21 protein-coding genes are annotated in these 21,363 nt (G+C 61.3%); 18 read left to right on the top strand and 3 right to left on the bottom strand.

Annotation, left to right across the window (positions count from 1 at the left end; genetic code table 11):
- From WBF69_RS06820 to flhF, 11 genes are all read left to right on the top strand, one after another.
- Window positions 1-1,424 (top strand): chemotaxis protein CheW (locus WBF69_RS06820; protein WP_424262536.1); only part of this gene is annotated, 1,424 nt, incomplete at its 5' end.
- A 28-nt stretch (window positions 1,425-1,452) separates the two neighbouring features.
- Window positions 1,453-1,950, top strand: a complete 498-nt coding sequence (locus WBF69_RS06815) for a chemotaxis protein CheW (RefSeq protein ID WP_424262534.1) — start codon at window positions 1,453-1,455, stop codon at window positions 1,948-1,950.
- A 57-nt stretch (window positions 1,951-2,007) separates the two neighbouring features.
- Window positions 2,008-3,738 (top strand): methyl-accepting chemotaxis protein, encoded by a 1,731-nt coding sequence (locus WBF69_RS06810; protein ID WP_424262532.1) that lies wholly within the window; start codon window positions 2,008-2,010, stop codon window positions 3,736-3,738.
- A 16-nt stretch (window positions 3,739-3,754) separates the two neighbouring features.
- The gene (locus tag WBF69_RS06805; protein ID WP_424262530.1) at window positions 3,755-4,600 is read left to right on the top strand and encodes a CheR family methyltransferase; all 846 of its coding nucleotides are present in this window, start codon (window positions 3,755-3,757) and stop codon (window positions 4,598-4,600) included.
- Window positions 4,601-4,620: 20 nt separating this feature from the next.
- Entirely contained in the window at window positions 4,621-5,688 is a 1,068-nt protein-coding gene (locus WBF69_RS06800; RefSeq protein ID WP_424262528.1) for a protein-glutamate methylesterase/protein-glutamine glutaminase, read from the top strand.
- Between the two features lie 57 nt (window positions 5,689-5,745).
- Window positions 5,746-6,129: a chemotaxis response regulator CheY gene (gene cheY, locus WBF69_RS06795; protein ID WP_424262526.1), complete on the top strand. Its 384-nt coding sequence runs from the start codon at window positions 5,746-5,748 to the stop codon at window positions 6,127-6,129.
- Between the two features lie 10 nt (window positions 6,130-6,139).
- On the top strand, window positions 6,140-6,787 hold the full coding sequence (gene cheZ / locus WBF69_RS06790) for a protein phosphatase CheZ (protein ID WP_424262524.1): 648 nt from the start codon (window positions 6,140-6,142) through the stop codon (window positions 6,785-6,787).
- 279 nt (window positions 6,788-7,066) lie between these two features.
- Window positions 7,067-8,617, top strand: a complete 1,551-nt coding sequence (locus tag WBF69_RS06785; protein WP_424262522.1) for a methyl-accepting chemotaxis protein — start codon at window positions 7,067-7,069, stop codon at window positions 8,615-8,617.
- 94 nt (window positions 8,618-8,711) lie between these two features.
- Entirely contained in the window at window positions 8,712-9,875 is a 1,164-nt protein-coding gene (gene flhB, locus WBF69_RS06780; protein ID WP_424262520.1) for a flagellar biosynthesis protein FlhB, read from the top strand.
- Entirely contained in the window at window positions 9,872-11,986 is a 2,115-nt protein-coding gene (flhA, locus tag WBF69_RS06775) for a flagellar biosynthesis protein FlhA (protein ID WP_424262518.1), read from the top strand. The genes flhB and flhA overlap by 4 nt, the downstream gene beginning before the upstream one ends.
- Window positions 11,983-14,322, top strand: a complete 2,340-nt coding sequence (gene flhF / locus WBF69_RS06770; protein ID WP_424262516.1) for a flagellar biosynthesis protein FlhF — start codon at window positions 11,983-11,985, stop codon at window positions 14,320-14,322. The genes flhA and flhF overlap by 4 nt, the downstream gene beginning before the upstream one ends.
- A gap of 54 nt (window positions 14,323-14,376) precedes the next feature.
- Here the strand turns inward: flhF and WBF69_RS06765 are convergent, their stop codons facing one another.
- The 3 genes from WBF69_RS06765 to flgA all read right to left on the bottom strand — a co-directional run bounded on the left by WBF69_RS06765 (window position 14,377) and on the right by flgA (window position 15,996).
- The gene (locus tag WBF69_RS06765; protein WP_424262514.1) at window positions 14,377-14,814 is read right to left on the bottom strand and encodes a flagella synthesis protein FlgN; all 438 of its coding nucleotides are present in this window, start codon (window positions 14,812-14,814) and stop codon (window positions 14,377-14,379) included.
- 43 nt (window positions 14,815-14,857) lie between these two features.
- Window positions 14,858-15,142, bottom strand: a complete 285-nt coding sequence (gene flgM, locus WBF69_RS06760) for a flagellar biosynthesis anti-sigma factor FlgM (protein ID WP_424262512.1) — start codon at window positions 15,140-15,142, stop codon at window positions 14,858-14,860.
- Between the two features lie 101 nt (window positions 15,143-15,243).
- Window positions 15,244-15,996, bottom strand: coding sequence for a flagellar basal body P-ring formation chaperone FlgA (flgA, locus tag WBF69_RS06755; protein ID WP_424262510.1), 753 nt, complete (start codon window positions 15,994-15,996; stop codon window positions 15,244-15,246).
- A gap of 185 nt (window positions 15,997-16,181) precedes the next feature.
- On the opposite strand from flgA, the gene flgB reads away from it, so the two are divergent.
- The 7 genes from flgB to WBF69_RS06720 all read left to right on the top strand — a co-directional run bounded on the left by flgB (window position 16,182) and on the right by WBF69_RS06720 (window position 21,294).
- The gene (gene flgB / locus WBF69_RS06750; protein WP_424262508.1) at window positions 16,182-16,598 is read left to right on the top strand and encodes a flagellar basal body rod protein FlgB; all 417 of its coding nucleotides are present in this window, start codon (window positions 16,182-16,184) and stop codon (window positions 16,596-16,598) included.
- Between the two features lie 27 nt (window positions 16,599-16,625).
- The gene (flgC, locus tag WBF69_RS06745; protein WP_424262506.1) at window positions 16,626-17,033 is read left to right on the top strand and encodes a flagellar basal body rod protein FlgC; all 408 of its coding nucleotides are present in this window, start codon (window positions 16,626-16,628) and stop codon (window positions 17,031-17,033) included.
- Window positions 17,034-17,044: 11 nt separating this feature from the next.
- Window positions 17,045-17,716: a flagellar hook capping FlgD N-terminal domain-containing protein gene (locus tag WBF69_RS06740; RefSeq protein ID WP_424262504.1), complete on the top strand. Its 672-nt coding sequence runs from the start codon at window positions 17,045-17,047 to the stop codon at window positions 17,714-17,716.
- Window positions 17,717-17,794: 78 nt separating this feature from the next.
- Window positions 17,795-19,006, top strand: coding sequence for a flagellar hook protein FlgE (gene flgE, locus WBF69_RS06735; protein WP_424262502.1), 1,212 nt, complete (start codon window positions 17,795-17,797; stop codon window positions 19,004-19,006).
- A 15-nt stretch (window positions 19,007-19,021) separates the two neighbouring features.
- Window positions 19,022-19,774, top strand: a complete 753-nt coding sequence (gene flgF, locus WBF69_RS06730) for a flagellar basal-body rod protein FlgF (RefSeq protein ID WP_424262500.1) — start codon at window positions 19,022-19,024, stop codon at window positions 19,772-19,774.
- A 30-nt stretch (window positions 19,775-19,804) separates the two neighbouring features.
- Entirely contained in the window at window positions 19,805-20,590 is a 786-nt protein-coding gene (flgG, locus tag WBF69_RS06725; RefSeq protein WP_424262498.1) for a flagellar basal-body rod protein FlgG, read from the top strand.
- A gap of 11 nt (window positions 20,591-20,601) precedes the next feature.
- Window positions 20,602-21,294, top strand: coding sequence for a flagellar basal body L-ring protein FlgH (locus tag WBF69_RS06720; protein ID WP_424262496.1), 693 nt, complete (start codon window positions 20,602-20,604; stop codon window positions 21,292-21,294).
- Window positions 21,295-21,363: the final 69 nt, after the last annotated feature.

The following is a 21,363-nucleotide window of genomic DNA, read 5'->3' as shown; positions in this document are numbered from 1 at the left end:
CTCTTGAAGCTGTTTGCTGCTTCATCGTCAATGCCGATCAGGTGGACGTCACCCACGAAGCCCTGCCGGCGGATTCCGCGGCGGCAGGCGCAGCGGCGCCCGCCGTCAGCGCGGCCCAGGCGCCCGCGCGTACTGCCGCTGTCGAACCCGCCGACGACGAGGACGAGGCCCATCCGGCTGCCGCCGCCGATCGCGCGTCGGATGGCGGCGACAAATCCGCCACGCACAAGGCTAAGAAAGAAAGCGGCACCATCCGGGTCGGTGTCGAAAAGGTCGATCAGATCATCAATCTGGTGGGCGAGCTGGTGATCACGCAGGCCATGCTGGTCCAGACCGCGCAGTCTCTGGATCCGGTCCTGCATGACCGGCTGCTCAACGGCATCGAACAGCTGGACCGCAATGCTCGCGACCTGCAGGAAGCCGTCATGTCCATCCGCATGATGCCGATGGACTATGTCTTTAGCCGCTTCCCCAGGGTGGTGCGTGAAAACGCCCATAAACTGGGCAAGCAGATCAAACTGGTCACCAAGGGTCAGGCGACCGAACTCGACAAGAGCCTGATCGAGCGCATCATCGACCCGCTGACCCACCTGGTGCGCAATAGCCTGGACCACGGCATTGAAATGCCCGAAGCCCGCATGGCGCAGGACAAAGACCCCGAAGGCACGCTGACGCTGTCCGCCCAGCACAATGGCGGACAGATCATCATCGACGTGATCGATGACGGCGCGGGTCTGGATCGCGACCGCATCCTGAAAAAGGCCATCACCCAGGGTTTCCCGGTGTCCGAATCGACTCCGGACGACGAACTGTGGCAGCTGATTTTCGCGCCGGGCTTCTCGACGGCGGAAAAGGTCACGGATATTTCCGGCCGCGGTGTGGGGATGGACGTCGTGCGGCGTAACATCCAGAGCATGGGCGGACACGTGCAGCTGTCGTCCCGTAAAGGGCAGGGCACGACCACGCGCATCGTGTTGCCGCTGACCCTGGCCATTCTGGATGGCATGTCGGTCAAGGTCGGCGAGGAAACCTTCATTCTGCCCTTGTCGCATGTCACCGAATCCATGCAGGCCAGCATTGAGCAGATCCATCGGATTTCCGACACCGAACAGATGTTGCACGTGCGGGGCGAATACTTGCCCATCGTGGCGCTGCACGAAGTCTTCAATGTAGCCAATGCCGAGGCCGATCTGACCAAGGCCATCGCGGTCATCCTGCAGGCGGAAGACCAGCGCTTCGCCCTGATGGTGGATCATCTGATCGGCCAGCATCAGGTTGTGGTCAAGAACCTGGAAACCAATTACCGCAAAGTGCCGGGCATTTCCGCCGCCACCATTCTGGGTGATGGCAGCGTTGCATTGATCGTGGACGTTTTCGCGCTGCGCCGCACGACAGCCCTGCGCGCGTCGTCGGCAGCGGCCTGACCTTATTCATCTCGCTTCTGGAGCCACCATGAATCTTACCGACGTCAAACAAGATCAGGCCGAAACCCAAGGCAAGGAATTTCTGATCTTTACGCTGGCTAGCCAGGAATACGGCATCGATATCCTGAAAGTACAGGAAATCCGAGGCTATGACAGCCAGACCGTGACGCGTATCGCCAACGTTCCGTCCTTCATCAAGGGCGTGACCAATTTGCGTGGCGTGATCGTGCCGATCATCGATTTGCGCATGAAATTCAATATGGACAATGTGGAATACACCGCCCAGACCGTGGTGGTGATCCTCAATGTCAATTCGCGCATTGTCGGCGTGGTGGTAGACGGGGTGTCGGACGTACTGATCCTGCAGACATCGCAGATCAGCTCGGCGCCGCAGTTCGGCTCGGCCTTTTCCACCGAGCACCTGACCGGCATCGGGACGGTGGGTGATCGCATGCTGATTCTCGTGGATATCGAAAAACTCATGACCAGCGAAGAAATGGCGCTGGTTGAAAGCGCGGTGGCCTGATGCAGGCAGCCATTGGTATGTTCGCAGATTCATTCATGCACACGAGGTCTTAGTTCCATGCAGGCAGGTCAAAAGCGTCTTTTCAGCGCGCTCAAAGTCCGCACCAGTCTGGTTCTGGTGCTTGTTTTTTTCTTTGTCATGCTGATTTCGGGAGCCCTCTTGGGGGTTTTGTCCCTGAAAATGAACAATGACGCGCTTCAGCGTATCGCGCACGAACAGGAAACCGTCTCCCTGCTGGATGACGCCATCTACCAGTATGAAAACGTGCATGTGGTGATGGGGCGCACCTTGGCCAGCATCGTCGTCAACAGCGATTTGACCAACAGCGCCATCCTGAGCAACTGGAATGCGGACGATACGGGCGCTTCTGCTACGGTGCTGAGCGCCGGCACCCAGGCGTTGCTGGTTCAGGTAGAAGACAGAATCAAAAGTACGGCTCAGGCGATGGGGCAATTCCAGCAGGCGGCGGCGCAGCATCTGCCCGCCGACAGCGGCGCTGCCGAGATCAGCAAAGCGTATGACGAGCTGGTCAGCAAGGCATTGCCCGCTGCTTTGGAACAGCTGAAAGCGGGGCAGATCGATCAATACAATCAAGTGTTGATCGACCAGGTCGATCCATTGGAACAGACGCTTATCCAGGCTTATCAGGTCTTGAAGCAGAAAGAGACCAACGTGATCGGCCAATCGGTGGCTGACGAGGGCCGCTACCTGGGATGGGTGGTGATCATCGTCGGGGTCTCGATGGTCGTGGCGCTGCTGTTTGCCATTGCGGCCTATATGTTCCTGCAACGCGTCGTGTTGACTCCCTTGCGCCGCGCGGGGGAACATTTCGATCGTATCGCCGCCGGCGACCTGACGACGGCCATTCAGGTGCCGTCGCGCAATGAAATCGGGGTGCTGTATCTGGCCATGCAGCGCATGCAGGACAGCCTGGTGAGCATGGTCGCGCAGGTGCGTAGCGGCGTGGGTGAAATCCATCTGGGTTCACAGGAAATTTTCGCCGGCAATACCGATCTCAGCAGCCGCACGGAACAACAGGCGGCCTCGTTGCAGCAGACGGCGGCCAGCATGGAACAACTGGCCAGCACCGTGCGCCAGAATTCCGACAACGCCGAACAGGCCGACCAATTGGCGAAGAACGCCGCCGACGTGGCTCAGCGAGGCGGGGCGGCGGTGTCCAGCGTGGCTGAAACCATGGAAGGCATCACCGGCAGTTCCAACAAGATTGCCGAGATCGTCGGTGTGATCGATGGCATTGCCTTCCAGACCAATATCCTGGCGCTCAACGCCGCGGTAGAGGCCGCCCGCGCCGGCGAACAAGGCAAGGGGTTTGCCGTGGTGGCTGGCGAGGTTCGTTCTCTGGCCCAGCGCAGCGCCCAGGCAGCCAGAGAAATCAAGGGCCTGATCGAGGATTCCGTCACACGCATTCGCGAAGGCTCCGAGCGTGTCCAGGATGCGGGCCGTATCATGGGGGACATCGTCCAGTCCGTGCAGGGGGTGACCGCCATCATGAACGAGATTTCCTCCGCGTCGCGTGAACAGGCCGATGGCATCAATCAGATCAATGCCGCCGTCACCGATATGGATCAGGTCGTGCAGCAGAATGCCGCCCTGGTTCAAGAAGCCGCCAGCGCCGCCGGGTCCCTGCAGGATCAGGCAGAGCATCTCAGTGCGGCTGTCTCGGTGTTTCGCATCCAGGAAGGCGGCCCCGTGATCGATGTGCATGGCGGGCAGTTGACGTACAGCCCTGCGGCAGCCCAGCGGCCACTGGCTCTGCGACAGGTCTGAATTTTGGGTTCCGTTCATGATTGATGATGCCGCATCCGCTTCTTATTTCTCGCAACCGGCCTTGCCTAAGGCCGATGCGCAGGATCTTGGGCGGGTTGTCGACGTGCTGCACAAGCGGGCAGGCATCGTGCTGGGCGACCATAAAAAAGACATGGCGGCCCGCACACTGGGTCTGCGGGCGCATCATGCCGGCATGGGGTCGGTGCGCGACTATCTGAACCATCTGGAACAAAACCCTCAGTCGGATGAGTGGGATCGGTTCATCAGCGCCTTTACCATCAACCACACGGCATTTTTCCGCGAGCAGCATCACTTCCAGATTTTGGCCGACTTCGTGCGTACCCGAAACAAGCCCATCTCCATCTGGTGTTGCGCCTCGTCCTCCGGCGAAGAACCCTATACCCTGGCCATGACCTTGCATGATGCCTGTGGCCAGTCCGACGTCGGTATTTCCGTGCTGGCCACGGACATCGATCGTCAGGTACTGGCGCAGGCGCGCAAGGGCGTCTATACGCTGGACCGCATCAAACCCATCCCGCCAGAATTCCTGCGCCGCTATTTCTTGCGCGGCACGGGTCGGCAAGCCGGCATGGCGATGGTCAAACCCGTCATCCGCAATCTGGTGACATTCGAAGAATTGAATCTGGTGGCGCCCCATTGGCCGATCAACCAGAAGTTCGACGCGATATTCTGTCGCAATACGATGATCTATTTCGACAAGCCCACCCAGACCAGAATTCTGGAACGCTTCGTGCCTTTGCTGAAGCCAGGCGGGTTGATGTTTGCAGGGCATTCCGAGAACTTCACGTATCTGACGAAATCCCTGCGCCTGCAAGGGCAGACGGTCTATGCCCTTGCCTGATATTGGAAATCATTGCTGAGATGGCTGAATCAAAAAAAATTCGTGTCTTGTGCGTGGATGACTCGGCGTTAGTGCGCAGCCTGATGACGGAAATCATCAATGCGCAGCCCGACCTGGAGGTCGTGGCAACCGCGCCCGACCCCCTGATCGCCCGCGAACTGATCAAGCAGCATAATCCGGACGTGCTGACGCTGGACGTCGAAATGCCCCGCATGGATGGTCTGGATTTTCTTGAACGGCTGATGCGTCTGCGACCCATGCCGGTCGTCATGGTGTCGTCCCTGACCGAACGCAATTCCGAAGTCACTCTGCGGGCGCTGGAACTGGGGGCGGTGGATTTCGTCACCAAGCCCAAACTCGGCTTGCGCGACGGCCTGCTGGAATACGGCGACATGATTGCGGATAAAATCCGCGCCGCGTCGCATGCCCGCCTGCAGCCCCGAATGGCGCGTACCGACGATGCGCCGGCGCGGCCCCGTCTGGCAGGGAATTTTTCCACAACGGAAAAGCTCATCATGATCGGTTCCTCCACCGGGGGAACCGAGGCCATCCGTCAGGTGCTCGAACCCCTGCCTGCCAATAGCCCCGCCATCATGATCACGCAGCACATGCCGGCGGGTTTCACCAAATCCTTTGTGCAACGCCTGGATGGCCTGTGCGCGGTGCAGGTGCACGAGGCGGAAGACGGGCAGCGGGTATTGCCGGGACACGTTTACCTGGCGCCGGGTGGAGTCGCCCACATGAAACTGGCCCGTTCCGGGGCCAATTATGTGGTCAAACTTGAATACACTGACCCCGTGAATCGTCATCGCCCTTCTGTGGATGTGCTGTTTCATTCGGCAGCCCAGGTGGCGGGGAAAAACGCCGTAGGCGTTATTTTGACGGGGATGGGCAAGGACGGCGCCCAAGGGCTGTTGGCCATGCGCCAGGCCGGGGCGCGTACTTTTGCCCAGGACGAAGCCAGTTGCGTGGTATTTGGCATGCCTCGCGAAGCCCTGTTGATCGGGGCCGCCGAAGAAGCCGTCCCGCTGGATGACATCAGCGAACTGATTTTGAAAAGTGCGGGCGCCTACGGGCACCGTGTGTGAACAAACGGCAGATGCTTGCCACCTATCTTGCCTGATTTATTGATTGGAGAACGATCCGTGGTTCAAAAAACCTTGAAAATTCTGGTCGTCGATGATTTTCCGACGATGCGCCGGATCATCAAAAACCTGCTGAAAGACCTGGGCTATGAAAACGTCGACGAGGCCGAAGACGGCGTCCAGGGCCTGGAAAAACTGCGTAACGGCGGTTTTGAATTCGTGGTCTCGGACTGGAATATGCCCAATATGGATGGTCTGACGATGCTGCAGAACATCCGTGCCGACCCGAATCTGGCCAATCTGCCGGTGCTGATGGTCACGGCCGAGGCCAAAAAGGAAAACATCATTGCCGCTGCCCAAGCCGGGGCCAGCGGGTATGTGGTCAAACCCTTCACGGCGGCAACACTCGAAGAAAAGCTGAACAAAATCTTCGAAAAACTCTGAGAGGCAGATCATGGTGGAAGCACAATCCTCGGCGGACAATCTGGATCTGCAAGCGCCCCCGGTCGATCTGATCCACCGGATTGCGCAGCTGACGCGTTCGTTGCGCGAAAACATGCGCGATCTTGGGCTGGATCAGGCCATCAAGGACGCCGCGCACGCCATTCCCGATGCCCGGGATCGTCTGCACTACGTCGCGCAGATGACCGAGCAAGCGGCCAATCGGGTGCTGAATGCGGCGGAACAAGTTCAGCCCTGGCAGGAATCCATGGAAAAGGACGCCAAGGCCCTGGATGCTCGCTGGCAGGACTGGTTCGACCATCCGGTCGAGCTCGATCAGGCCCGTGCCTTGGTGGATGACACTCGCACCTTCATCAAAGGCGTGCCGGAAAAAACCCAGGCCTCCCAGAGCAATCTGATGGAAATCATCATGGCTCAGGATTTTCAGGATTTGACCGGGCAGGTCATCATGAAAATGCTGGGCGTGATCGGCGCCATCGAAAGCGAATTGGTGCAGGTGCTGATCGACAATGCGCCGCTTGAAAAACGCGAAGAAACCAAGACGCTGCTCAATGGGCCGGTGGTCAATGCCCAGGGCAAGAACGACGTCGTGACCAATCAGGACCAAGTCGACGACCTCTTGTCGAGTTTAGGATTCTGATGGACTCCCAACAGTCCTTGAGGACTGTTGGGAGCCTGCAAAATCGCAGCCGCCTGCAAGCGGCGACGTGGGGAACGATCCACGGCCCCTGGGGGGCCGCCGACGCCCTGGGGTTTTCCCTGGAGAATGTCACACCGGGGCGGCGTGTAAGTTCCGCGTAAGTTCCGAAACTCAATATGCCCGAAGTCCAGGCAAGAAACCGATGTCCCGTCGGCCCTAAGCCGGCACAATCCGATCATCATGACAGCCGGTCAACAGGCTGCTTGGGCAGGAGGCGACATGAACCAGAGGCGAATGCGGGTTTTTGGATTGGGGCGCCTGTTGCGGCAATTGCGTCGAGGGCGGGCCACCCTGAATGACAGGGCCTGGACCCTGAATCCGCTGTCTTGGTCGGTCGATTCTTTTCTGACCACCTTGCGCAAGCGTCTGGTGGTGATGCGTCAGTCCAGCATCCGGATCGCGATCAATGCCGCCCGCTTGCAGGCGCATACCCAGGCCTGCGAAACCATGGCCCAGGCCCAGGCCAGCGAGGCCGAAAGCCTGTCCGCACAGGGAGTGCAGATTGCCAGCCTGTCGCAGCAGACCAGCGATACCGTCATGCAGGCCACCCAAGTCTTTCGCACTCAGTTGACCGGGCTGCAGACTACCCAGAATCAACTGGCGGATCTGCAGCAGCGCGTGGCCAGGGTCACGTCCCAGATGCAGAGCTTTTCCCAGGTCATCGCGCAGCTCAGCGTCGGCGCGCGATCCGTCGAAGACACGACCCGTCTGATCAAGGATATCGCCTTGCAGACCCATCTGCTGGCGCTCAATGCCGGTGTAGAGGCCGCCAGGGCGGGCAATGCCGGGCAGGGCTTTGCCGTGGTCGCCACCGAAGTCGGAAAATTGGCCGAGCGTGTGAATGCCGCCACCGGCGACATCGTGCAGCACACGGGTGAAATCCTGACGCTGGTTTCCGATTCCGAAAAGCAAAGCCGTGCCATCTATACCGACATGAAAGCTTCGGATGGGCTGGTGGGCGACTTTGCAGGGCAGTTCGGCGCCTTGGTGCGCGAGCTCAGCGCCATCGGGGCGCAGATGGATGGCGTCGCCGACCAGGTAGCGCAGGTCAACGACACCAATCAGGCGATGAGCTCATCGATCGAGCTCATCGCGGATCATAGCGCCGTGCTGCGCCAGCGCATGCAGTCCATGCGCGAACAGGTGCATGGCGTGCGCGATCAGACCGAAAGCCTGCAGGAAATGCTGGCGGCCTGGCGCACGGGGGCGACGCCCTTTGATTATCTGGAATCCTGCCTTGGGCGTTTGCGCGATCAGGCGGGGGCGTTGTTGCGCCAAGGGCAGGCCGAAGGCCTGGACGTCTTCGACAAGGCCTATCGCCAGATCCCGGGCAGCCAGCCGCCGCGCTATCACGTCGCCTACGACCAAAAACTCGACCGCGCGCTGCAGCAGATTCTGGAAGACATCCTGGAGCGCATTCCACATGGCTCCTACGCGATTCTGATCGACATGAACGGCTATGCGCCGACCCATAATCGCCGGTACTCGCAGCCGCCCACCGGCGATCTGGCGCACGATACGGCGCATTGCCGCGATAAACGCCTGTTCGACGATCAGATCAGTCAGGGCGCCATCCGCAACCGGGGCGGCGTGCTGTGCCAGACCTATATGCGCGATACGGGCGAGATCATCACCGATGTGTCCGTTCCGGTGGAACTGAACGGCACGCGCTGGGGCGCGGTGCGTATCGGCCTGGATTACCAGCGTTTCGAGCAGGCCGGGCAGCCCGAACCGGTCGGCGTGGCGGTCGCTCAGCTGGCAAGCTCTTGAATTGTCGCGGGTATTGCGCTTTTATCCGCTGTTCCCATCCACGGTCCGCAGACTACAATCCAGGCTGTTTTAACATCGCCGGATAGCTGCCAGGATGGCCGAGGATAGCGATCTCGAAAAAACCGAACCAGCCTCGCCCCAGCGCCTGCAAAAGGCGCGGGACGAAGGCCAGGTTGCGCGTTCGCGGGAACTCGGTTCTTTTCTGGCGGTGATCTGCGGGATCGGGGCGCTCTGGTTTCTGGGCAGCAACCTGTTTTTCACGCTGGAAGGGGTGGTGCGCAGCGGTCTGTGGTTTGACACCCGGGTCACGCACGATACCCAGGTCATGCTGAACGTCGCGGGCGAGTCGGCCTGGCAGGGTCTGCGATTGGTGCTGCCGATTTTCGGCCTGTTGATGGTCGTGGGGGTTTTTTCAGCTGTCGCTTTGGGGGGCTTTCTGATCTCCAGCAAAGCGCTGGAACCCAAGCTGGAACGTCTCAATCCCCTGAAAGGCATGAAACGGTTTGTCCAGGCGCAGACCGCGATCGAACTGATCAAAACCCTGGCCAAGGCTGCGCTGATCGGCTTTGTCGCCGTCAAAGTCATCTGGGCGTATCTGCCCGATATGCTGTCCTTGCCACATATGTCGCTGAACGACGCGCTGGCCCGCGGGATTACGCTGGTGGCCATGTGCTGCCTGCTGATCGCCTCGACCCTGGTCATCCTGGTGCTGGTCGACGTTCCCTGGCAGCTCTGGAATCACGCCAAGCAATTGCGCATGTCCCGCCAAGATCTCAAACAGGAAAACAAGGACTCCGAAGGCGACCCCCACGTCAAGGGCCGCATTCGCCAGCAGCAGCGCAGCATGGCCAGACGGCGGATGATGACGGCGGTACCCGATGCCGACGTCGTCATCACCAACCCGACCCACTATGCCGTTGCCCTGCGCTATGACGAAGGGCGGGGAGGGGCTCCGGTGCTGGTGGCCAAGGGCGCCGGCCTGATCGCCGCGCAGATCCGTCAACTGGCGCAGGACCATCGGGTGGCCCAACTGGAAGCCCCGCCGCTGGCCCGCGCTTTATATCATCACGTCGACCTGGACCAGGAAATCCCCGCCGCCCTGTATTCTGCCGTGGCGGAAGTCCTGGCCTGGGTGTATCAGGTCCGTACCTGGGAGCAAGGCTCGGGTACACTGCCGCAGGCGCCGCAAGCTCTGCCGGTCCCGCCCGAACTCGATCCGCAACATCGCTCTGAACCGGCTCACGTCTTCTCCTCATGAATAGTTTCCTGGATTTTCTTAAGAACCAAGGCTTTGGGCATGCCCGTCTGCTGGCTGGGCCTGTCCTGATCCTCATGGTCTTGGCCATGATGATTCTGCCCTTGCCGCCGTTCATCCTGGATCTGCTGTTCACCTTCAATATTTCCCTGTCGGTCATGATCCTGCTGGTGGCGATGTTCACCCGCAAACCCCTGGATTTCGCCGCCTTCCCGTCCGTCCTGCTGTTCGCGACCTTGTTGCGTCTGTCGCTGAACGTCGCCTCCACTCGTGTCGTGCTGTTGAATGGCCACAAAGGCCCGGATGCCGCCGGTCAGGTGATCGAGGCATTCGGGCATTTCCTGGTCGGCGGAAATTTTGCGGTCGGGATCGTGGTCTTCATCATCCTGGTGATCATCAACTTCATCGTGATCACCAAGGGCGCCGGGCGGATCGCCGAGGTCGGCGCGCGCTTCACGCTGGATGCCATGCCGGGTAAGCAGATGGCCATCGATGCCGATCTGAACGCCGGCCTGATCGGCGAGGACGAAGCTCGCAAGCGGCGCGCGGAAGTCAGCCAGGAAGCCGAATTCTACGGCGCCATGGACGGCGCCAGTAAATTCGTGCGGGGGGATGCGGTCGCCGGTCTGCTGATCATGGTGATCAACATCATCGGCGGCCTGATCGTCGGCGTCGCGCAGCACGATATGTCGGTGGGCGACGCCGGCACGGTCTACACCTTGCTGACCATCGGCGACGGTCTGGTGGCGCAGATCCCGGCGCTGGTGATTTCCACCGCCGCCGGTGTCGTGGTGTCGCGCGTGGCGACCGACGAAGACGTCGGCCAGCAGATGCTGGGACAGCTGTTCTCCAATCCTAATGTGATGTTCATCACGGCAGGCATCCTGACCCTGATGGGCCTGATCCCCAACATGCCGCACGTGGCCTTTCTGTTGTTGGCGGCCATCATTGGCGGCGGCGGCTGGGCCTTGTTGAAACGCCAGCAGCGTGATCTGCAGTTGGCGGCCAGCCGTCCCGATCAGGAACAGTCCGCCGCGGTGGCGGCTGCAGCCGAGGCCAGCTGGGATGATGTCTCGCCCGTCGACCCGCTGGGCCTGGAGGTCGGCTACCGCCTGATTTCTCTGGTCGATCACCAGCAAAGCGGCGAACTGCTGCATCGCATCCGCAGCCTGCGGAAAAAATTCGCCCAGGAAATGGGCTTTCTGCCGCCCGTGGTGCATATCCGCGACAATCTAGAGATCAAACCCACCGACTATCGCATCCTGCTATTCGGGGTGGAAATCGGCAAGGGCGTCGCGCAGGTCGGGCAGTGGCTGGCGATCAATCCGGGCGGCGTCACCAGTCCGCTGCCGGGCACGACCACTCAGGACCCGGCCTTTGGTCTGCCTGCGGTCTGGATTGATCCTTCTTTGCGCGAACAGGCGCAGATCGCCGGCTATACCGTGGTGGACACGGCCACGGTGGTGGCGACGCACCTCAATCATCTGATGCACCGCTACGGGGCGAAACTGCTGGGCCGGCAGGAAACCCAGCAACTGCTGGATCATGTCTCTCGCGATGTGCCCAAGCTCATCGAAGACCTGGTGCCCAAGACCATCACCTTGCCGCAGCTGCAGACCCTGCTGCGCAGCCTGCTGGACGAGGATGTGCCTATCCGCGACATGCGCACCATCCTGGAAGTCATCACCGACCATGCGCCGCGCCTGGCCGGCCTCAATCCCGCCGGCACCGGCCCCAACCAGGACGAACTGCTGGCGCAGGTGCGGGTGGGATTGGGCCGCGCGATTGTTCAGCATTGGTTCGCAGGCGAAGAAGAACTGCGCGTCATCGGTCTGGATGCCCGTCTGGAACGGGTGCTGATGCAGGCCTTGGGCGCCAATGGGGCGCTGGAACCCGGCCTGGCGGACAATCTATTGAGCGAAGCCCAGCGTCTGGCGCAGGAACAGGAAGACCGGGGCAATGCGCCGGTACTGGTCGTGCCGCCCGTGCTGCGGGCCTCTTTGTCACGTTTCCTGCGTCATCACCTGCCGCATATGGCCGTGTTGTCCAGCGCCGAAATTCCTGAAGATCGTATGATCAAGATTACATCGGTCATCGGCGGGAGTCCTGCGTGAGAATCAGTCGCTTCTTTGGCGCCACAAACCGGGAGGCCATGCGTCAGGTTCGCTTGGCGCTGGGTTCCGAAGCGCTCATCATTTCCAGTAAACGGGTCAATGGCGGGGTAGAAATCCTGGCCACGGACCAGACCTCGCTGCCCGAAGACGCCCAGGCCGCCGTCGATGCCGCCGATGCGCCGCAGACCGCCCGCTTGCCGCAGCATGCACCCGCAGCGCCGACATCCGTCGCGCCGCCGCCAGCGGCGGCACCCAGCGGGGATGCGCTGGCCGGTGCGCTCGACGAACTGAAGGGATCTCTGGAAAGCCGTATCGACGAACTGCTGTGGGGCAACCAGCTGCGCCGTTCCCCCCAGGCCGTCGCGCTGTTCCAGAATCTGCTGCGCTTTGGCTTTAGCACCACCTTGCTGCGGGCCATGCTCAAGACGCTGCCGGAACTTTCCGGTACCCGTTCAGCCATTCAATGGGCGCGCAACGAGCTGATCACGCATCTGCCCGTGCTGGCGTCAGAAGACGAATTATGGCAACCGGGGCTGGCGCTGGCCTTGGTCGGCCCCACCGGGGTGGGCAAGACCACGACCATCGCCAAGTTGGCGGCGCGCTGCGTGCGGCGCAGCGGCCCCGGCAGCCTGGTGCTGCTGACCACCGATACCTACCGGATCGGGGCGCATGAACAACTGAAGATCTACGGCCAGATGATGCGGGTGCCGGTGCACGTGGTGCAGGACATCCATGAATTGCGCCGCATTCTACAGACGGTGCGCCCGGATCAGACGGTGCTGATCGACAACGTCGGCATCAGCCAGCGGGACCGCTATGTGACGGATCAGGCAGCGCTGTTGGCGGGCGCCGGTCGCCGGGTGGAACGTCTGCTGGCCCTGAATGCATCCAGTCACGGCGACACGTTGGACGAAGTCGCGCGTTCCTATGCACGGGATGGCGGCACGCCGCTGCGCGGCTGCATCATCACCAAGATCGACGAGGCCGCCTGTCTGGGCGCGTCGCTGGATACGGCGATTCGCTACCGCTTGCCGATTCATTATGTGTCCAATGGGCAGAAAGTCCCTGAAAACCTGCTGTTTCTGACCCCCACCGAACTGGTGGATCGTGCGCTGGCGCCTTTGCAATCCGCCCAGCCGCAGTTCGCCCCTACCGAGGCGGACCTGGCTGCCTTGCTGTCGATCACGCAGCCGGAACCCAGCGCCGAATCTGCCGCCCAGCGCCGTCGCCAGCAAGTGCTGTTGCCGCAGCTGTTGACGCAATCCGCCCAGGGCGATTCCCTGGGGCTGGATGCCTTGCAGGCAGCCGTGACCCTGCTGGATGAAGACCCGGTGCTGTCGGAAGCCTACGATCTGTGGCATAGCCGTGCCGCGGGCGATCTGCCTGCCGCAGCCGACGCCGTCGACCATCTGCGCCGGGTGGCGCAAGCGGGTCTGGGGGAATCCAGTCCGGCCCTGATTGTCCATGACCGCCAGCTGCTTTCCTGGCAGGGGCGGCGCGGCGCCTGGGCTGGGGCGGCGTGGTTTGACGACCATTGCCGACCTTTGGCGGCGGCCACCCAGCAGGCCGGTCTGGCGGATGGCTGGTATGCGCCGCAGGGCGCTTCATCCGTGGCGCCATCGCCCGCCGACGCGCTGCTGGCGCAGATTCAACTCGAATCCGATGGCAGCAAGCCCGCGCCTTGGCATGTTTTCGACGGTGGCAGTCAAACTCTGCTGCGCGCGCTCAGCAGTCAGGGGTATCGTTGGATTTCCAATTGCGGCGCCCGTACCCGGATTTACCAGGATGGCGAAGCCTGCGTGGTGTCCGCTGCCGCCCAGCGGCTGCTGCTGCAGCCGCTGCCCGCGCATCTGTTTGCCGATCTGCTGGCCCCTGCCGGCCTGAACGCCGTGCCGCTGGCCTGGTGGGCCGGCATGGGGCCTGCTCAGTTGCAGACGCGGGGGGAAGCCCCGCTACCCGTTCATGTCTATTGCGTGAGGGCGGTAGACCCGCTGGATGGTCGCGTCTTACGGGTCTGGCATGCCTTGCTGGTCGAGGGGGTGGATGCCGATCCCGCGCAGGTGGCTGCCGCGTTGGTGCTGCGTCAGGAATGTCATGCTGCTTGGCGTTTGGCGACTCCCTGGCTGGCGGATGCCCAGGGCCGTGAACCGTTGCTCGATCGCGCGGTGCTGGCCGCTCAGATGGGCCTGGCCGCCTGGCGTTTGGTGCAGGACCCCGCGTTGGCCCCTGCCGCGCAGGTCGTGGCCCGCATGCTGGGCGCAGACCAGCTATCGGCCCGGCAGTCGCCTGCGGGCTTGTTGAAACTGTATGCGCTGAAGGAATTGCTGGCGGCTTAAGCCTGCGGCGATGCTGCTTGCTGCCGAAACTGGCCGTCTGCAGCAGGCGGCTGCCTATTTATTGGACAGGCGCCCGCGGGCGTCGTACAGGTCCTGGCCCATCAGGCTGCGCAGAGTATCCAGCGCCTGCTGATTATGATCGATGAACGTTTGCAGGATCTGGCCATTGCTTTGGTTCAAGGCGCTGGCCTGAGCCGCCTGTTCGAACAACATGTCAAAAGCAGGCCGCAAATCCGGGTGCATGGCGCAAACCGTGTCGATGCCGGCGCGGTCGGCGGGTTGTTCCATCGCGGTCAGCAGGTCGGATCGAGCCTGATCCAGTTCGCCCAGCCGGCGGGCATAATCGTTTTTGCGGGTAGTCAGTGAACCCAGCGCCTCGTTGGAGGGCGTTTCCAGCAGCAGGGCGTTTTCCGCTTCCAGGAGCTGGATGAAATCGTTCAGCAGGGCGGATTGTTCGTCCACGCATTGCAGCAGCGCGTCGATGTGGCTCATGGTGGAATAGATGGGGTCGAGACAGGCGATCAGTGTACCGGATTTATTTCAGCAGTTCGCGCACGCTGCTGAGCAAGCGGTCGGCGATGCGACCGGCGTCGATTTTCAATTCACCCGATGCCAGCGCATCGCGGATCTGTTGAACGCGGGCGGTGTGCACGTCGGCGTCGCTGTTGTTCAGGGCTGCCAACTGACGGGCCGCCGGGCTGAGATCGACTTCGGACCGGCTGCTGCCAGTGGCGCTGCCGGCCTGACTGCCGCTGTCGGTACGCGTGTTCCCGGACACCCCGTTCAGCAGGGGGTTGGACGATGTGGAATTGACTTTCAAGGCTCGTCTCCGGGAAAGGGTTGGGATCAATTGGTGCATCCCTTATTACGGCAGCAGAAAGCGGAACTTTAGCGCCGCATCTTGGGGCCGTTTCTTTGACCCTACATCATAACCTGAACTGTATGGGCATCTAGCACCGTGCCGGTGATGATCTGCCCGTTGGGCGTGCGCACCTGGATCTGCGTGCCGGGATTGCCGGAATCCAGCGCCTGCCCCTCGCCAGAGACCACAAAGCCCGGGCCGCGCGCTATCGTGCGGACCTGCTGGCCGCGTTCGATGGAATTGGGATCGCGCAAGGCGTTGCCTTCGATCGGGCCGCCGGAGCGGATGCGGCGAGTGGTGATCCAGCCCACGATGTGCGCAGGGTCACTGATCACCCGGCGCAGGCGCAGCAGGTCGCCTTCGCGGGTATCCAGGTCATCCATGCTGATGACCGTGCCGCGGTCCAATATGCGGTTGGCGACGAAGTAAGGGCCGGTGATCTGCACGCTGGCCTGCACGTACAGGGTCCAGGGCTGGGGCGCCAGGCAACGCACACCCACGGATGTGCGTGACTGCAGGCCGCCGGATCCGGCCAGAAAGGTGTCCATCCGGCTACAGGCCGATTGGTTGGTGATTCTGGGGATATCCACCGCGATCGTCGCCGTGCCGGGATAGGATGCTGCGCGATCTTTCAGCAGGGTTTCGACCTGCTCGACGATCGCGGTCGGGTCCTGGGTGATCGTGGCGGGGCTGCCGCCTTGCGCCAGCGCAGCCATGACGGGCAAGGCGGTGATCAGCAGGCAGAGCCAGCTCGACAGCAGGCGATGGCTTGGCGGTCGGGGCAGCGGCGGCGGAGCGGGGCGGATGGGCATGCTTGCATTGTAAAAGAGATGCCTTGCCACATTGCTCGAATAGCCCTTCAAACCCTGCTTTGTTCCGGCCTTTATGGGTTTTGCCGCCGCCTTACTATGCCACTGTGCGCTAAAACCGCGAATGGTCAGGGATCATTTGGTGCCCGGTGGGTGCGCGCTTCATTCACTTGATTGCATTGCACGCTATGATTGATCGAATCGGCAAGGACCTCGAGTTCTACCAGAAAGCCCTGGCTCTGCGTCAGCAGCGGCAGGAAATTCTCGCGACCAACATCGCCAATTCCGACACGCCCAACTACAAGGCGCGTGACATCGATTTCAGCGCCACGCTGCGCGAAGCGATGGGGCAGGGCAATGGTTTGCCGCGTCTGCCCGACACGTCGTTGACGCTGACCTCGTCGCGCCACATTCCGGCGCAGGCCCATAGCAGCGGACCGGCGCAGGAACTCTATCGCACGCCCCTGCAGCCCAGCCTGGATGGCAATACCGTCGACATGAACGTCGAACGGGTACAGTTCGCCGACAATACGGCCAAATACCAGACCGATCTGCAGGTGCTCAACGGGCGCATCAAATCCCTGTTGACCGCCATGCAGCAGTAATCACCGGATTTCAGGGAAACCAGGCTTATGTCCACCTTCAGCATTTTCCAGATTGCCGGTTCTGCTTTGACCGCCCAGTCCGAACGCATGAACGTCTCGGCCAGCAATATCGCCAATGCCGATAGCGCCGTCGGCCCCGATGGGCAGCCCTACCGCGCCCGCCAGGTGGTGTTCCAGATGACGCCGTCCGCTCAGTCCGACGCCGTCGGCGGGGTGCGCGTGTCCTCCGTTCAGGAAAGCAGCGCGCCGCCGCGCATGCAGTACGACCCCGAAAATCCCCTGGCCGATGCCCGCGGCTACGTGACGATGCCCAATGTCAACGTCGTGGCCGAAACCGTCAATATGATCTCGGCGTCGCGTTCTTATCAGGCCAACATCGAAGTCATCAACACCGCTAAATCGCTGATGGCTAGAACATTGACCATCGGTCAATAAGGAATCCGATCATGACAACCGTCAATGACGTATATGGCGCCAACGCCGCCGGCGCACTGGCCAATGCCCAGACCAAGTCCCTGATGGGGGACACCCAGGATCGCTTCCTGACCCTGCTGGTCACGCAGCTGCAAAATCAGGATCCGCTCAACCCCATGGACAACGCCGAGGTCACCTCGCAGATCGCCCAGCTGTCCATGGTCAACGGCATCCAAAGCCTCAACAACACCCTGCTGGCCCTCTCGGGCCAGATGGACATGTCCCAGTCGCTGCAGGCAGCCGGTCTGATCGGTAAAAGCGTCCTGTATCCGGGCGAAAAGATCAAAGTCGGCGAAGCCGGCGCCGCCACGACCTTCGGCATCGATCTCATGTCATCGGCGGCCAAGGTCACGGTCACGATTCGCGACAACGCCGGCAAGGTCGTCTATTCCAAAGAAATGGAAGCCCAGAAAGCCGGTGTCTATCCCCTGGAATGGGACGGCAAGGACACGGCGGGCGTGGTCGTTCCGGCAGGCGCCTATGCGGTGTCCGTCGAGGCATCCGATGCCAATGGCAAGCCGGTGTCGGCGGAAACCCTGACGTCCGGCCACATCAACAGTATTGCTTACACCACCGAAGGCCTGAAGCTCAACCTGGCCCTGGGTGAAAAGATTTCCCTGCTGGATATCCGGCAGGTCATGTAATTCCAATGGGGGCCGCCATCTGCCGCCCCCGGTTCCATATCAACGCAGCAACGCAATACGTACTGAAAGAGGTCAATCATGGGTTTCGGTCAAGGTCTTAGCGGTCTGAACGCCGCCTCGCAGAACCTGGATGTCATCGGCAACAACATCGCCAACTCCGGCACTGTGGGGTTCAAGGCCGGCTCGGCCACCTTCGCCGACGTCTACGCCAGCTCCCGCGTGGGTCTGGGTGTGCAGGTGGCGTCCATCAATCAGCGCTTTACGACCGGCATTGTGTCCACAACCGGCAATCAGTTCGATATGGCAATTGACGGGGCAAAGGGTTTGTTTGTCGTGCAGCAACCTAACGGTGGCGCGACGCTTTATACCCGGAATGGTCAATTCTTTGCCGATAAAAGCGGCAATATTGTGAATGCTCAAGGCCAACAATTGATGGGGTACAGTGCTGACGTTTCCGTTACGCCGGCCAAGCCCATCATGGGCACTTTGCTCGGCTTGACCGTGCCTTCCGGAAACATCGATCCCAAGGCAACTACCACGATCACGGACAAGCTGAACCTGGATTCAGGTTCTCCGATTCTCGCCGGACCTCCCGCGCCTGACCTGACCGATCCAACAACCTATTCAACCTCTTTCCCGACGACGGTCTTCGATTCCCTCGGTAATGAGCATCGCATTGATCAGGTTTATCAAAAGACAGGTGTTAATACGTGGACGGCTACGTATATTTGGAATAATGCCGGCACACCAACGCCAGTCGGCACTGCAACCTTGAACTTCAATACCGCTGGTGCGCTTCCTACACCTGCTCCAACAGGCGCGATCGCCTTTAATCCTCCGGGGGCGGACCCCATCGCTACCACAGTAAGGTATGACGGTACGACGCAGTTTGCCGGTGGGTTCACGACCGACTTCATTCAGGACGGTTATGGCACAGGTGAATATGCCAGCATGTCTATTGGCACCGATGGTTCGGTGGTGGCCAACTACACCAACGGCGCCAAGCAGGTCATGGGGTTTGTCGCGATGGCAGACTTCAAGAACCTGCAAGGGCTTCAGCCTGTTGGCGGCAACGCCTGGGCCGAGACAGCCAATTCGGGTCAACCGATTCCTGGTACTCCGGGCGTAAACGGGATGGCCACCATCAAGGGTCAGGCCGTCGAAGAATCCAACGTGGACATGAGCCAGGAGCTGGTCAATATGATCATCGCCCAGCGCACCTACCAGGCCAACGCCCAGACCATCAAGACGCAGGATCAGATCCTGCAGACCTTGATCACCATGCGCTAAGCGCGGTAGGACGGCATGGATCGCATCCTGTATACGGCGTCCAACGGCGCCACCCGCATCCTGGAACAGCAGTCGGCCATTTCCAACAATATGGCCAATGTCTCCACGACGGGTTTTCGTGAACAGCTGGCTGTCTACCGGTCTGTGCCGGTGGTGCCGCAGGCGGGCGAACTGCCTACTCGCGTCAGCACCGTCGCCTCCACGCCCGGCAGCCGCTTCGGGCAGGGCGCCATGCTGGAAACCGGGCACGCCCTGGATGCCGCCATCGCCGGTCAGGGCTGGTTCGCCGTGCAGGCTCCGGATGGCACCGAGGCCTACACGCGGGCGGGCGAATTTGCCGTCAATCAGGAAAACCAACTGGTGACGCACACCGGCTTGCCGGTGCTGTCCAATGACGGGCGTCCCATCGAGATCCCCGAACGCGGCAGTGTCACGTTCGCCACCGACGGGCAGATCAGCGCCCTGGGTGCGGGCGACAATCCGCGCGACATCCAAATGCTGGCCCAATTGAAGCTGGTCAATCCGCCGACAGAGCAGATGCTGCGCGGCGACGACGGCCTGTTCCGTCTGGCTGGCGGCCAGCCTGCGCAGGCGGACGAATCCATGCGGATCGCCCCTGGCTTCATCGAAAAAAGCAACGTCAATCCGGCAGAAGCCATGGTTGCCATGATTTCCAATGCCCGCCAGTTCGAATTGCAGATGCAGGTGATCAAAAACGCCAGCACCAACGAAGAACGCGGCAATTCCATACTTTCTGCAGTGGGCTGACGCCCTGCGCCCTGAACAGGATTTTTCAAGATGATACGTTCTCTGTGGATCGCCAAGACCGGTCTGGAAACCCAGCAGACCAGCATGGACGTGATTTCCAACAACCTGGCCAACGTCAACACCACCGGCTTCAAGCGCAGCCGCGCAGTGTTTACCGATCTGATGTACCAGACCATGCGCCAGCCCGGCGCCACCGTCGGGGCCGCCAACCAACTGCCGTCCGGCTTGCAACTGGGCACGGGCGCTCGTGTCGTGGCGACCGAACGCATCCAGACCCAGGGCAACCTGAAAGAAACCGGCAATACGCTGGACGTCGCCATCCAGGGCAACGGCTTTCTGCAAGTGGAAATGCCTGACGGCTCGTTTGCCTATACGCGCGACGGCAGCATCCAGCGCGACCAGAACGGCATGCTGGTAACCGCTGGCGGCTATACCATCCAGCCGGGCATCAACATCCCCGACAATGCGCTGTCGATCTCGATTTCCCGCGACGGCACCGTGTCCGTGACGCAGCCCGGCGCCGCCGGCACCAACGTCGAAGTCGGCCAGTTGCAGTTGTCTACCTTCATCAACCCCACCGGCCTGCAAAGCCTGGGCGAAAATCTGTACGCGGAAACCGACGCGTCGGGGCCGGCCAATCAGTTGCAACCGGGGCTGGATGGCGCGGGCATTCTGCTGCAGAATTACGTGGAAACCTCCAACGTCAATGTGGCCGAGGAACTGGTCAATATGATCACCACGCAGCGCGCCTTCGAAATGAACAGCAAGGCCGTGCAGACGTCGGATCAGATGCTTGCCCGTTTGACACAGCTGTAATCAGGATGTCCATGAAGGGTTTGCGCCGTTTTGCTGGATCGTGGGTGGCTGTCGCCGTCCTGTTGCTCTCCGGGTGCGCCCTGGTGCCGCCGGAGCCTATCGTCACCGGCCCGCTGACGGCGCCCCCGCCGCCGCCCCTGGCGCCGGCTGCCCTGGCCAATGGGTCTATCTATCAGCCCACGGCCTACGGCAATTACCCTCTGTTCGAAGACCGCCGCCCGCGCAACATCGGCGACATCGTCACCATTGTCATCCAGGAAAAAACCAACGCTGCCAAAAGCGTGGATACCAGCACCAATCGCAACGGCAGCGCCAGCATGAACATCGGCATTGAACCTGCCATCCTGCCGACCGATCTGGGGGCCAAGCAGAATTTCGAAGCAGGCGGCGGCAACCAGTCTCAGGGCAAGGGTTCCAGCAGCGCCACCAATATTTTCAGCGGCACCCTGACCACCACGGTGATTGGCGTGCTGCCCAACGGCAATCTGCAGATCGCCGGTGAAAAGCAGATCGCCATCAATCGCGGCAGCGAATATGTGCGCTTTTCCGGTGTGGTAGACCCGCGTTCCATCACCGGCAGCAATACGGTGTCGTCCACTCAGGTGGCCGATGCTCGCATCGAATACCGTAGCAAAGGCGTGATGGACGAGGTCCAGACCATGGGCTGGCTGCAGCGCTTCTTCCTGAATATCGCCCCGTTCTGATCTCATGATGAATAAGATTGCCGTGTACGCTCATCCCCAGAATCCCCCGCCGCGCGGCAGCCGTGTGCG

Origin of the sequence: Castellaniella sp., assembly GCF_049673105.1 — a bacterium.
Classification (GTDB): domain Bacteria; phylum Pseudomonadota; class Gammaproteobacteria; order Burkholderiales; family Burkholderiaceae_B; genus Castellaniella.
This window is presented reverse-complemented; position numbering and strand designations above follow the sequence as displayed.

What these genes read in the sequence shown, in the direction of transcription:
- WBF69_RS06815 (WP_424262534.1), top strand. Translation starts at nt 1,453, where the DNA reads ATGAATCTTACCGACGTCAAACAAGATCAGGCCGAAACCCAAGGCAAG.
- WBF69_RS06810 (WP_424262532.1), top strand. Translation starts at nt 2,008, where the DNA reads ATGCAGGCAGGTCAAAAGCGTCTTTTCAGCGCGCTCAAAGTCCGCACC.
- WBF69_RS06805 (WP_424262530.1), top strand. Translation starts at nt 3,755, where the DNA reads ATGATTGATGATGCCGCATCCGCTTCTTATTTCTCGCAACCGGCCTTG.
- WBF69_RS06800 (WP_424262528.1), top strand. Translation starts at nt 4,621, where the DNA reads ATGGCTGAATCAAAAAAAATTCGTGTCTTGTGCGTGGATGACTCGGCG.
- cheZ (WP_424262524.1), top strand. Translation starts at nt 6,140, where the DNA reads ATGGTGGAAGCACAATCCTCGGCGGACAATCTGGATCTGCAAGCGCCC.
- WBF69_RS06785 (WP_424262522.1), top strand. Translation starts at nt 7,067, where the DNA reads ATGAACCAGAGGCGAATGCGGGTTTTTGGATTGGGGCGCCTGTTGCGG.
- flhB (WP_424262520.1), top strand. Translation starts at nt 8,712, where the DNA reads ATGGCCGAGGATAGCGATCTCGAAAAAACCGAACCAGCCTCGCCCCAG.
- flhA (WP_424262518.1), top strand. Translation starts at nt 9,872, where the DNA reads ATGAATAGTTTCCTGGATTTTCTTAAGAACCAAGGCTTTGGGCATGCC.
- WBF69_RS06765 (WP_424262514.1), bottom strand. Translation starts at nt 14,814, where the DNA reads ATGAGCCACATCGACGCGCTGCTGCAATGCGTGGACGAACAATCCGCC.
- flgA (WP_424262510.1), bottom strand. Translation starts at nt 15,996, where the DNA reads ATGCCCATCCGCCCCGCTCCGCCGCCGCTGCCCCGACCGCCAAGCCAT.
- flgB (WP_424262508.1), top strand. Translation starts at nt 16,182, where the DNA reads ATGATTGATCGAATCGGCAAGGACCTCGAGTTCTACCAGAAAGCCCTG.
- flgC (WP_424262506.1), top strand. Translation starts at nt 16,626, where the DNA reads ATGTCCACCTTCAGCATTTTCCAGATTGCCGGTTCTGCTTTGACCGCC.
- WBF69_RS06740 (WP_424262504.1), top strand. Translation starts at nt 17,045, where the DNA reads ATGACAACCGTCAATGACGTATATGGCGCCAACGCCGCCGGCGCACTG.
- flgE (WP_424262502.1), top strand. Translation starts at nt 17,795, where the DNA reads ATGGGTTTCGGTCAAGGTCTTAGCGGTCTGAACGCCGCCTCGCAGAAC.
- flgF (WP_424262500.1), top strand. Translation starts at nt 19,022, where the DNA reads ATGGATCGCATCCTGTATACGGCGTCCAACGGCGCCACCCGCATCCTG.
- flgG (WP_424262498.1), top strand. Translation starts at nt 19,805, where the DNA reads ATGATACGTTCTCTGTGGATCGCCAAGACCGGTCTGGAAACCCAGCAG.
- WBF69_RS06720 (WP_424262496.1), top strand. Translation starts at nt 20,602, where the DNA reads ATGAAGGGTTTGCGCCGTTTTGCTGGATCGTGGGTGGCTGTCGCCGTC.